The sequence below is a fragment of the Sphingobium sp. EM0848 genome (genome assembly GCF_013375555.1).
Taxonomy (GTDB): Bacteria; Pseudomonadota; Alphaproteobacteria; order Sphingomonadales; family Sphingomonadaceae; genus Sphingobium.
In genome coordinates, this window is record NZ_JABXWB010000001.1 from 944,581 (window position 1) to 956,110 (window position 11,530).

9 protein-coding genes, 1 tRNA gene and 1 pseudogene are annotated in these 11,530 nt (G+C 60.5%); 5 read left to right on the plus strand and 6 right to left on the minus strand.

Features of this window, described 5'->3' with window-relative positions; all coding sequences use genetic code 11:
- Window positions 1-12: 12 nt before the first annotated feature.
- A complete protein-coding gene (locus tag HUK73_RS04545) occupies window positions 13-549 on the minus strand; it encodes a VOC family protein (RefSeq protein WP_176590841.1) in 537 nt (178 codons plus the stop codon).
- A gap of 139 nt (window positions 550-688) precedes the next feature.
- Between HUK73_RS04545 and HUK73_RS04550 the strand changes: the two genes are divergently transcribed.
- The 3 genes from HUK73_RS04550 (at window position 689) to HUK73_RS04560 (ending at window position 4,473) form a co-directional block, all read left to right on the plus strand.
- Window positions 689-1,603, plus strand: coding sequence for a LysR family transcriptional regulator (locus tag HUK73_RS04550; protein WP_176590842.1), 915 nt, complete (start codon window positions 689-691; stop codon window positions 1,601-1,603).
- 276 nt (window positions 1,604-1,879) lie between these two features.
- Window positions 1,880-2,917: an NAD(P)-dependent oxidoreductase gene (locus HUK73_RS04555; RefSeq protein ID WP_176590843.1), complete on the plus strand. Its 1,038-nt coding sequence runs from the start codon at window positions 1,880-1,882 to the stop codon at window positions 2,915-2,917.
- An 83-nt stretch (window positions 2,918-3,000) separates the two neighbouring features.
- Complete coding sequence (locus HUK73_RS04560) at window positions 3,001-4,473, plus strand: hypothetical protein (RefSeq protein ID WP_176590844.1); 1,473 nt, start codon at window positions 3,001-3,003, stop codon at window positions 4,471-4,473.
- A gap of 175 nt (window positions 4,474-4,648) precedes the next feature.
- Here the strand turns inward: HUK73_RS04560 and HUK73_RS04565 are convergent.
- The 4 genes and pseudogenes from HUK73_RS04565 to HUK73_RS04580 form a co-directional block, all read right to left on the minus strand.
- A pseudogene (locus HUK73_RS04565) lies at window positions 4,649-5,875 on the minus strand (tyrosine-type recombinase/integrase).
- 152 nt (window positions 5,876-6,027) lie between these two features.
- Window positions 6,028-6,102 (minus strand) — tRNA-Glu (locus tag HUK73_RS04570).
- A 295-nt stretch (window positions 6,103-6,397) separates the two neighbouring features.
- On the minus strand, window positions 6,398-7,186 hold the full coding sequence (locus tag HUK73_RS04575; RefSeq protein ID WP_176590845.1) for a SapC family protein: 789 nt from the start codon (window positions 7,184-7,186) through the stop codon (window positions 6,398-6,400).
- A 140-nt stretch (window positions 7,187-7,326) separates the two neighbouring features.
- Window positions 7,327-8,766, minus strand: coding sequence for an FAD-binding oxidoreductase (locus HUK73_RS04580; protein WP_176590846.1), 1,440 nt, complete (start codon window positions 8,764-8,766; stop codon window positions 7,327-7,329).
- Between the two features lie 78 nt (window positions 8,767-8,844).
- Here HUK73_RS04580 and HUK73_RS04585 point away from each other — a divergent pair, with 78 nt between their 5' ends.
- Both HUK73_RS04585 and HUK73_RS04590 read left to right on the plus strand, forming a co-directional pair.
- Window positions 8,845-9,279: a hypothetical protein gene (locus HUK73_RS04585; protein ID WP_176590847.1), complete on the plus strand. Its 435-nt coding sequence runs from the start codon at window positions 8,845-8,847 to the stop codon at window positions 9,277-9,279.
- A 114-nt stretch (window positions 9,280-9,393) separates the two neighbouring features.
- On the plus strand, window positions 9,394-10,737 hold the full coding sequence (locus HUK73_RS04590; protein ID WP_176590848.1) for a DEAD/DEAH box helicase: 1,344 nt from the start codon (window positions 9,394-9,396) through the stop codon (window positions 10,735-10,737).
- A gap of 39 nt (window positions 10,738-10,776) precedes the next feature.
- On the opposite strand, the gene radC is transcribed toward HUK73_RS04590, so the two are convergent.
- Window positions 10,777-11,472 (minus strand): DNA repair protein RadC, encoded by a 696-nt coding sequence (radC, locus tag HUK73_RS04595; protein WP_176590849.1) that lies wholly within the window; start codon window positions 11,470-11,472, stop codon window positions 10,777-10,779.
- Window positions 11,473-11,530: the final 58 nt, after the last annotated feature.

An 11,530-nucleotide genomic window follows, 5' to 3' on the forward strand; every position in this document is an offset into this window, starting at 1 on the left:
CGGGAATTGCGATCAAAGCTGCGGCAGCGGCCGGACGGGTTCGCGTCCGTCCCATTTCTGTCCATGCAGCAGGATGTGGGCGTACATGGCCTCACGCGATGGGGTGCTTTCCAGCAGCTCCAGATAGGTTCCGGGGGTGCCGGGATGCGCGAAATAGGTGAAGCGCCCGCGGACCGTCGCGCCCTCCATGACCGGAACATAGCCTTCGGCCGCCAGACGCTGTTCGCTGCCGGCAAAATCATGGGTGCGTTCGCAGACATGATGAAAGCGTTCGCGCTCCGCCCCGTCCCGGAGGAAATCGTTCCAGATCGATGGGGTATCGTCCAGCTGGTGGACCATCTCGAATTCCATGCAACCGTTATTGGCGAAGGCCACCTGCACCTGCGCGGCGCAGGGGTGGCCCTGAAAGCTGGTGTCAGCGAAACGGGCGGCGGGAAGAACGAACCATGGGCCTATGCCCAGATGCCGGGCATAAAATGCCATGCTCGCGTCGAGATCGCGGGTTGCAAAGGCGATCTGCGTGATCTGGCGGGGCGATGTTGAGCCCAAACTCTCTCTCCTGCTGCGCCTTTTTGGCCGCGCCTGTCCGGGAGTTGTGAGCAACAGATTCTACGCCGTCCAATAGCGATGTGCGTGCATTCTATCTCGAAACGAGATATTGCGGGGCCGAAGGGGAGGGACGAGGCATATGTCCTTGCACAAGCTCAAATATTTTATCGCCGTGGCGGAGCATCAGAGCTTCAGCCGGGCGGCCACGGTGCTGAATGTCGCGCAGTCCGCCTTGTCGCGGCATATTGCCGAACTGGAGCAATCGATCGGCGCACCCTTGCTGGAGCGCTCCGCGCATGGCGTTCACATGACCCCGGTGGGGCGTGTCTTCTTCGATGAGGCGCGAGACGCGCTGGCACAGGTCGACAACGCATTCGGCCAGGCGCGATTGGCCGCTTCCGGATCGGTGGGGGCGCTGGCCATCGGGGTGAACGAACTGGCGGTGCGGCATCCGACGGTGATCTGGGCGCTGACCGAGTTCGTCAAATTGCATCCGGCCGTTCTGCTCAAGGCGATGATGATGTCCTCGATCGAACAGTTTCGTGCTCTGCGTAACCGTCAGATTGAAGCCGGTTTCGTGGTCGAAAGGCCGCTTGCCATGTCGGAAATGGACCACCTGCCGATCGCTCGTGACGATTTCGTTCTGGCCCTGCACAAGGATCATCCGCTGGTGGCGCACCAGACGGTTGCCGTTGCCGATCTCATGGACGAACCCTTTGTTGCGATCTCGGCCGAGCGGCACTGGTTGTCCCAAAGCAAGTTGCTTGCCCGCTGCCATGCCAGCGGCTTCACGCCGCAACCCGTCATCCAGGTGGATTCAGAGCGATTGCAGATTGCCCTTGTCCGCGAGAAGATGGGGCTGGGCTTTGTCAACGCATCCGTTCGCTTCACCCTGCCATCCGATGTCGTCTTGCGCCGTGTTCGCGAATTCCGGGTCGGACTCGATCTTGATTTGGTATGGGCACGGCAAAATGGCGGAGGACTGGTCGGCGCCTTTCGTGATCTGGTCGCCCAGCGCACCGACGGCACCGACTATCGGGAGGAAACGGCCTGATCGCCGGTTGCCGGCATGTCATGCGATCGCATCGCTGCCGCGGATAATGCCGTCCCTGATCGCAGCCTGTTCCACAGGGCGTGCGCCATGGTGGCATTTGCGCGAGCGTCAGGGTGAAATTCGGGGAAGAGCCGCCATTCATCATCCAACGGAAGGGTTTGCAGGCAATGGCTTAACTTTCGTGTGCATAATATCAATTTCAGATCTTTTTAATTATTTGCTGAATAAAGGTTAACCATCACTTGCTAGGCGACTGCCTCGGTGATGGAGGATCGAATGGCAACTATATTGATCACTGGAGGGTCTGGTTTCTTCGGAACCCTGTTGATTAACAAATTGTTGGGTGATGGCCATAGGGTTGTTAGTATAGATCTTTTGCCGAACACAATCGTTCATCCGCATCTTCGATCTGTAATTGGCGACATTAGAAACCGGGTCGATCTCGGTATATTGTTCGCTGAATGCAAGCCTGACGCAGTAGTCCATTGCGCCGCACTGTTGGCTCACGGTTCTATATCCGATAGGGAACTCTGGTCGTCCAATGTCGAAGGGACGCAGGTGTTGGCTGAAACGACGGCCGCAGCAGGCGTTCGTAATCTTGTGTATTTGTCGAGCAACTGTCTTTGGGGTCAGGGATTCGATCGTCCTGTAACAGAAGCAGACGAACCCGCTCCTTGCGAACTTTATGGCCGGAGCAAATGGGAGGGCGAGCGTATTCTCCATGCTTGGCACAATAGCTTTGCCACAACCACCATTCGTTGCCCGACGATCATCGATGAAGGCCGGTTGGGTCTGCTTGCCATCCTCTTCGAATTCATTGCGGACGGGAAAAAGGTCTGGACGGTCGGCAAGGGGGATAATCGGTATCAGTTCATCTACGCCGCGGACCTGATCGATGCAATAATTCGGGCTATCAGGCAGGAACGTTCGCATATTTTCGGGATCGGATCCGATGCTGTTTCAACGATGCGCGACACCTTTCAGCATGTCATTGATGCCAGTCACAGTCGTTCCCGAATTGGAGCGCTCCCCAAGGCCCCTACGATCGCTGCGATGAAACTTGCTCACCATCTACGCATTTCACCGCTCGGTCCCTATCATTATCGCATGATCGCATCGTCCTTCATGTTCGATACGAGCAGGATCAAAGCCGAATTGGGGTGGCAGCCAACGCTGACCAACAGCGAGATGCTGCTGCGAGCCTATAACTATTATCATAAGAACCGCAGGGAAATCACGGAGCGCAATGGCGTGTCCGCGCATCGTCAGGCTTCCGGTATGGGCGTCATACGTGTCTTGAAATGGGTATCGTAAGCCCGCCCGCCTTGTCACTCGCTCCGGATGCCCGATCTGTCGCCGCGCGCGCGATGGTTGCAGCCATTGGATGGCAATGGCCCGTGCTGGCGATTTACGGAATCTGGATTCTCTATGTGGGCCATCAGCACGAGCACTGGTTTGATGAAGCGCAGGCGTGGTTGCTCGCACGCGACAGCAGTCTGTGGCAATTGCTCGCAGAACGCATCCGCTATGAAGGAAGCCCCGGCCTTTGGCACCTGATCCTCTGGATCGTCATTCGTTGTGGCTTACCCTATGAGTTGTTTTTCGTAATTCCAGCGGGCTTCGCGATCGCGGGCGCGGCGCTGCTGCTTTGGCGCGCGCCATTTCCGCCCTGGGTCCGGATACTGATCGTCGGCTCGTATTTCTTTGGCTATCAATATGCAATTGTCGCCCGGAGCTATTCGGTCGATCTGCTCTTGGTGCCGCTCGCGGCAATGTGGTTCGCTGACCGGATTGACCATCCGGTTCGCTATGCGGTGGTGATTGGCCTGATGGCCAATCTCAATGCGCATGGCTTTCTCGTCGCGGGGCTTCTTGGCCTGGAATTTCTGGGACGACTGGTTAGGAATTCATCGCTGCCCGGCGCGAAGGCGTGGGCGGCATTAGCCATCGCGGGTACGCTTGGGCTTTTGGCATTGGCGACGGCATGGCAACCTGCTGACAATGGATTTCTGCCCGCAGAGCGCGAACGGCCAATTTATATTGCGATAGATTTTGTCCGTAATGCATTCGTCGATGGGGTTCCGCCTCTTGGAACGGGCGGGTCGGACATGCTTCAATTTATCTTGGGGTTTGAGGGATCGATTTTATTTCTCATTCCATCCGCCGTCCTCATCCGCGCCGCTGGCCATGGCATTCTTGCACTGGCAATGCTGACTGCCCTCATAGGCTTTTCCATATTAACCTATGCCAGTGCCTGGCATGGCGGTCTCTTGTTCCTGTTCTGGATATTCCTTCTGTGGATCAGTTGGCCGACGACGGTTTCCATTTCAATGCGTCGCTGGCTGGTGGGGACGATTGCCATCATCTGTGCCTGGCAGGGCGCGCAATCAATCCGGACTGGTCTGTGGGACATAGGGCATATCTTTTCACCAGGCCGAGAGGCAGCCAAGGTCATTGCAAACTATCGCGCAACTCATCCCGATGGGCGCATTGCCGCATATGGTTTCAAGGTCTTTTCCGCTCAGCCCTGGCTGCACGCAAATCCATTCTTCAACTATCACGAAGGGGCACCGAAACCGGCCTATTTGAGCTGGAAAAAATCCGAGCCCTGGAAGCCGTTTGGCGATAGCCGGGAATGGTCCGCCATATTTCGTAGTCACCCCGATCTTATTGTAGCATCGACATCTCTACAAAATGGCCGGCGAGATCAATTGATGGCGCACGCTTGCCAGGCAGGCTATGGCATCAGCCAGATATTGCCTGGCGCAATGATGTGGCGAGGGCGCTTGGTGCAGGATGACACCATCATGATACTGACCAAAAGGTCTGGCAGTGGCTGCGTCGGCGCATGCAACGTCAATTTTCCTTAACCATCCCCTGCCGATGCCACGAATGGCAAACGTTCCGTGTGTCCGCGAGCGGAGGCAACAGATTGACTTCTGAGCGTCCATAAATGGTCGCGTGCGGCCAGACGGCTTTCTATCCGGTGGGAGTACAGAGGCCGGGAATGATCCTATTTTCCCGCTGGAATAGGCCAGTTCTGCTTTAAGCCTCAACCTTTGGGAACTTGCCTTCGATCACCTTCGCGCCGTCGCGCAGGAAGTCGATGTGATCTGACCAATGCTGCATCATGCGGACACGCTCATCCCAATATTCCCCGCGCGTGTAGGCGCGGCGCTCGGCGTTGTTGTCGCAATGGGCAAGCTGACGCTCGACCGCGTCGGGATGCCATAGTCCCATCTCGTTCAACAGTGTGGCCGCCATGGCCCGGAAACCGTGGCCGGTCATCTCATTCTGCGTATAGCCCATGCGGCGAAGCGCGGCGTTGATCGTGTTTTCCGACATTGGGCGATCGACCGAACGCAGGGATGGGAAGAGGAAGCGGCCATAATCCGCATCGTGCTCGATGGTCTCGGGAATCGCGAGAGCCTGACCGAAGAGGGGAATGGTATGTGCCCCGCGCATCTTGGTCTTGTGCGGCGGAATGGTTCACAGCGCCTTGTCGAAATCGAAATCGGCCCATTCGGCGTACCGCAGTTCGCCGGGACGGACGAACACATGCGGGAGCAGGCGCAGGGTAGTCTTGGTGTTGGGATGGCCTTCGAACGCATCCAGTGCGCGCAGCAGCCTGCCGGCCTCATTGGCACCAGTAATGGCGGCGCGATGGACCGGCTTGGGCGCGATCAGCGCGCCGCGCAGGTCGGCAGCGACGTCGCGCTCGGCGCGGGTCGTGGCGATGGCATAGCGGAATATCTGTGAACCGGTGCTGCGCAGGCGCTTGGCCGTCTCATATTTGCCCTTGCTCTCCCTCTTGCGGAGCATCACCAGCAATTCCTGCGCGGAAATGGAGGCGATGGGGCGTTTGCCGACCGACGCATTGATGAAATCCAGAAGCCAGCGCAACTTCTTCATGGTGGTGGCGGAGCGATCCTCTCGCTCGACCTTGATCAGCTATTCGTTGGCTACTGCCTTGAAGCTGTTGGAGGCCGCTACCGTGGCGGCGATGTGATCCAGCTTGATTCGTTCGCCTGGATTTTCGCCGCGCGCCAGCAGCTTGCGGGCGGCGTCACGTTGTTCGCGCGCATCGGCAAGGCTGGTGTCGGGCCAGACGCCAAAGGCCAGGGTCTTCTGCTTGCTGAGATGGCGATAGTTCATCCGCCAGTAGCGCCCGCCATTGGGGGGCGCATAGAGGAACACTCCGTCGCCATCGGTGAGCTTGTAGGGTTTGTCGCGGCCCTTGGCTGCCTTGATGGCGACAGCAGTCAGACCCATGATGGTATCTCCCGTCAGGGGAGCAAGGTCCTACCATCAGATTGTTGATATGAGGTGGTATCCAACTGCTCAGTTTGAGACGAGTATACCGCAGAAAAGCCCAAGAAAACAGCCGTTTACGAGACGTAATGGCACCTTCCGGGAGATGAAGGTGGTGACCCCTACGGGAATCGAACCCGTGTTTCAGCCGTGAGAGGGCCGCGTCCTGACCGCTAGACGAAGGGGCCTTGAGGTCGCTCTGGGCGACCGGCAGGGGGACGCCTTTAGGTGGCGGTTTCGTCGGCGTCAAGCGAAACTCTTCGGCTCTGATTGAGCCAATAAAAAACCACCCCATGCATTCGCATGGGGTGGCCAAGGTTCAGGGAGGAGACGCCTCCAAAAGGGGGAGGCGCCCATACGACACACCCGAAAGGGGGGCAGGTGCGCCGTATGTTCAGTAAATAGAGGAGGCAGCGCGGAGTTTCAAGTGGCAACGCGCAACCTTCTTCCTCAATTTTTTGTCATGAAACGGACAGGCTCCCGTCAGGCTTCCGCAGCCTGCGGCACCGTTGGAGCGGCGATCGGGCCTTTGCCCTGGGCCACCTGGGTTTCGAACACTTCGCGCATCAGCTGGAGCGAGAAGAGGTGCGCATAGATCAGCGGCAGCATGCCGTTCTGGCTGATCTTGCGCAGTTGATCGCCGCGCATGTCCCGCAGCTTTTCCTCATTCACCATGCGGAAGCCGCGATAGACGAAGGGCTGCTCATTGCCCGGCACCTGAATGGCGACTTCGCCGTCCATCAGCAGGTCGAGCTCCTTCAGGTCCTTCATGAACTGGCCGGTGCGGGCGGCGGCCTGTTCGAAATCCTCGCAGAATTTGAGGACGCCCTGCGTCAGTTCGCTGGGCTTGCCGTCTTCGAACAGCGGCTGGCCGTCCTCGAACTCGCCGATGGCGTCGCTGGTCGGGTCGAAGCAGAGCGACAGTTCGTCGCTGTCGGGGCGCAGCTTCGCCAGCATCCAGGGATAACGGCGGACATAGGCCGGAACATAGGCCGGGCCGCGCAGCTTGCCTTCATCGTCGAGGAAGGTGTTAACCCCTTCGTTGAGACCCATCAGCGCCAGCGGCACGGACTCGTCACCGGCCGAGAAGATGATCGGCACGAAGCGCTGGGCTGCGACGAATTCGTCCACGGTCAGCGGAACGGCGTGCTGCGTGGTGAGGAAGGGCGCCGCGTCGACGGAGCGGCTGCGATAGGCGGCGTGATCGACGCTGCTCAGCGGAATGAGGTCGTTGTAGAAAACGGGGAGGCCGTTCGCGGGCGCGCTTGCCATGATGTGCTAGTCCATTTCTAACAAAAAGCGGCGCATTTTCCTTGCGCCGCTGGGCCTGATACTGGGCCGAGGGGGATAAAGGGCTTGGGCGCGCTAGGCAATCGCTTTGTCGACGCCCGGTGCCTTTAGCGGGCCTGCCTTCACCCTTCTTCCGGCCGTGGGATCAGCTTGTCTGGATTCATGATGTTCTGCGGGTCGAAAGCGGCCTTGATCGCGCGCAGGGCGTGGAGGCGCGCCGGGCTGGCGAGGCGGCCCAGCTCCGCGCGCTTCATCTGGCCGATGCCATGTTCGGCGGAGATGGAGCCGCCCGCCGCGACCACAGCGTCGTGGACGAAGGCGTTGATGGCCTGCCCCTTTGCGGCGATCCAGGCCGGGCCGTCGGTCGTGCCCTTGGGTGCGCGGACGTGGAAATGGACATTGCCGTCGCCCAGATGGCCGAAGGAGGAAGCGGTGGTGCCGGGGAAGGCCTTTTCCGCTGACGCCGCGGCATCCACCATGAAGGCGGGCATGCGAGCGATGGGTACGCTGATGTCATATTGCAGTGCCGGTCCCTGTGCCCGCTCGGATTCGGAGATCGATTCGCGGATGCGCCAGAAGGCTTCGGCCTGCGCTTCATTGGCGGCGATGGCGGCGTCGACGGCAAGATTTTGCTCCAGCGCCTCGGCCAGCGCGGCTTCAAGCCGTTCGGTGGGGCCGGGTTCGCGCAGGTCGCCATGGTCGACTTCAATCAACACATGCCAGGGTGTGCGGGCTTCGATCGGGCGGCGGGCGCCGGGAATGTGCGAGAGGACATGGCCCAGGCCATCGTCGGCGATCACCTCGAACCCCTCGACGCTGTCGCCCAGCCGCGCTTCGCAGAAACGGAGCAGGGCGAGCGCCGCCATGGGGGAGGGGACGCCGATCCAGCCGACCGCGCGGGCGGCAATGGCGGGGAGCAGTCGCAGCGAGGCGGCGGTGACAATGCCCAGCGTGCCTTCGGCGCCGATCAGCAATTGCTTGATGTCATAGCCGCGATTGTCCTTCTTGAGCGCGTCGAGGCCGTGGAAGATGCTGCCGTCGGGCAGCACGGCCTCGATCCCTTCGACCAGCGCGCGCATCGTGCCGTGGCGCAGCACCTGCGTGCCGCCGGCATTGGTCGAGATCAGGCCGCCGATGGTGGCCGATCCCTTGGCGCCGAGGCTCAGGGGAAAGCGGCGGTCGGCGGCGGCCGCAGCTTCGTGCAGATAGGCAAGGATCACGCCCGCCTCGCACAAAGCGAGATTGTCGTCCGGCGACAGGCTGCGGACGCGGTTCATCCGGCGCAGCGACAGGATCAGGGCGGAACCGTCCGCAGGGGGCGTGGCGCCGCCGACCATGGAGGTGTTGCCGCCCTGCGGCACGAGCGGCACGCCGAGATTCGCGGCCAGTTTGACGGCGGCGGCGACCTGTTCGGTCGAATCCGGCTGAAGGATGGCGGCGGTCCGTCCATGATAGCGGCCGCGCCAGTCGCTGACCCAGGGCGCAATATCGTCGGAATCGGTAATGATCCCTTTGGGTCCCAGAAGTTGCTGGAAGCGCGCGATAATGTCTTGTTCTATCATGGCACTGTCCTATGCCTTCAAATTCATCGACCGTTCAACCTTCGGCCCATAGCGTTTGCGTCCCAAAAGGGGTTCGACTTGTTTTATTCCATCCTGCTGCTGTTGAATGCGCCAGCTGCCCAACCCGTGCAATGGGCGCAGCTGTCGATCGAGCAGCGCATCATCATCCGTGTGCCGATGGCGAAAAAGGGGCGCGCGCCTGCTCGCTCCGTGCCGGAAGCGCGGAATGAGTGGAAGGAGAAGAAGGGCCCGCGCTGCATCGCCCTGCGTTCGATTCGGTCGGCCAATATCGTCATGGATAATGCCATAGACCTGCTGCTGGCGGATAATCACCGCTATCGCGCCCGACTGGTGCGCGGATGCAGGAGCACAAGCTTTTATTCCGGCTTCTATGTCGAGCCGGATGAGGATGGTTCGCTCTGTTCGGGCCGGGACGAGTTGCAGGCGCGCAGTGGCGCAAGTTGCGGGATCGACAGTTTCCGGCGGCTGGAGCCGGTCGAGCCCGACGATTAAGCCTGCCTGCGTCGCGATTTTCTTGACAAGAGGGCGATATTTCAGCAAGGCGCGCGCGATTTCCTTTATCGTGCGTTTCTGTGCGGTGGAGAGCCTCCTGTCCCGGACATCTGAATGACTTTTGCCGATCTCGGCCTTTCCGACGAATTATTGAAGGCCGTAACCGAGGCCGGATATGACACGCCCACACCGATTCAGGCGCAGGCGATCCCGCCCGTGCTGATGATGAAGGATATCATCGGCATCGCCCAGACGGGGACCGGCAAGACCGCCAGCTTCGTCCTGCCGATGATCGACATTCTCGCCCATGGCCGTGCCCGCGCACTGATGCCGCGCTCGCTGATCCTGGAGCCGACGCGTGAACTGGCTGCGCAGGTCGCGGAGAATTTCGAGAAATACGGGAAATATCACAAGCTCTCCATGGCGCTGCTGATCGGCGGCGTGCAGATGGGGGATCAGGTAAAGGCGCTGGAAAAGGGCGTCGACGTGCTGATCGCGACGCCGGGGCGGCTGATGGACCTGTTCCAGCGGGGCAAGATCCTGCTCAACGGCTGCAACATGCTGGTGATCGACGAAGCCGACCGGATGCTCGATATGGGCTTTATCCCGGATATCGAGGAAATCTGCACCAAGCTGCCTGCCCAGCGGCAGACGCTGCTGTTTTCCGCGACCATGCCGCCGGTCATCAAGAAGCTGGCGGATCGCTTCCTTTCCAATCCCAAGTCGATCGAGGTGGCGCGGCCCGCCACCGCCTCGACCAATATCACCCAGCGGCTGGTGAAGGTCGATTCGCGCAAGAAGCGCGAGGCGTTGCGCGCGATGCTGGAGGCCGAGGACGTGCAGAGCGCGGTGATCTTCTGCAACCGCAAGACGACGGTGCGGGAACTCAACAAGAGCCTGCAACGGCACGGCTTCAAGTCGGGTGAGATCCACGGCGATATCGACCAGTCGGCGCGCATTGCCGAGCTGGAGCGGTTCCGCACGGGGACCGTGAATATCCTCGTCGCGTCGGACGTGGCCGCGCGCGGGCTGGACATCAAGGGCGTCAGCCATGTGTTCAACTTCGACGCGCCCTGGCATCCGGACGATTATGTCCATCGCATCGGCCGTACCGGCCGCGCGGGGGCGAAGGGGGTCGCCTATACGTTCGTCACGTCGGACGATGCAGAGGCGATCGACAATATCCAGAAGCTGATCAAGCAGAAGATCGATACGATCGACGCGCCGGTGGCGGTAGCCGAAAAGGTGGTGGAGGAACCGCGCAGGGCGGACAAGGACCGGCGGAAGGATCGCAAGGACGAACGCCGCAAGGATGACGGACGGCGCGCAGAACCCCGCCCGGCGCGTACCGAAGGCAATGGTGCCCGTCCGCGCCGTCCTGAGCCGGTGGATGACGGGCCGGACGACGGCTGGAACGGGCCGGTGCCGGAATTTCTGTCGGTGGGATTTGGGGCTTAGGGAACTGGGGCGGTTTCAGGCGATCCACACGCCTCGCTCTTAAAGCAACCCCTTCGCGCGCAGGCTGCTATGCCCCTGCGATCCGATGATGATGTGATCGTGGACCGCGATATTAAGCCTTTTGCCGGCCTCCGCGATCTGGCGTGTGATCTCTATGTCCTGCCGGCTGGGTTCCGGCAATCCGCTGGGATGGTTGTGGACTAGGATCAACGCGGCTGAACCGAGGTCGATGGCCCGGCGGATAACCTCCCGCGTATAGATTGCCGCCTGATCGATCGAGCCATCGCCCATATGTTCGTCGCGAATCAGCATGTTGCGGCTGTTGAGATGCAGAACCCGCACCCGTTCCACCGTCAGGAATGCCATGTCGGCACGCAGATAGTCGAGCAGGGCCTGCCAACTCGCCAGCACCGGCTTTTCGGCTACGTCATTGCGTAACATCCGCAGGGCGGTGGCCTGGACGATCTTGATTGCCGCGATGCTGGTGTCGCCCATGCCGGGTATGCGGGCGATGGCCTGCCAGTCCGCCGTCATCAGGCCCCCGATCCCGCCAAATTCACGCAACAGCGCCTTGGCCAGCGGCTTTGTGTCGCGACGGGGGATCGCCAGCGCCAACAGATATTCGATCAGTTCATGATCATGCAGCGCATCGCCGCCACTCTTCGCCAATTTCTGCCGCAGTCGGGCGCGATGCCCCACGCCATCATGCGCGGCCTTCAAATCCTTTTCCGGCAATGTCTTATCCGTCCCCCGTTGACGGATCGGGATGCTAAAGCATTTTGAAGACGGCTGG

What these genes read in the sequence shown, in the direction of transcription:
- HUK73_RS04590 (WP_176590848.1), top strand. Translation starts at nt 9,394, where the DNA reads ATGACTTTTGCCGATCTCGGCCTTTCCGACGAATTATTGAAGGCCGTA.
- HUK73_RS04555 (WP_176590843.1), top strand. Translation starts at nt 1,880, where the DNA reads ATGGCAACTATATTGATCACTGGAGGGTCTGGTTTCTTCGGAACCCTG.
- HUK73_RS04575 (WP_176590845.1), bottom strand. Translation starts at nt 7,186, where the DNA reads ATGGCAAGCGCGCCCGCGAACGGCCTCCCCGTTTTCTACAACGACCTC.
- HUK73_RS04580 (WP_176590846.1), bottom strand. Translation starts at nt 8,766, where the DNA reads ATGATAGAACAAGACATTATCGCGCGCTTCCAGCAACTTCTGGGACCC.
- HUK73_RS04550 (WP_176590842.1), top strand. Translation starts at nt 689, where the DNA reads ATGTCCTTGCACAAGCTCAAATATTTTATCGCCGTGGCGGAGCATCAG.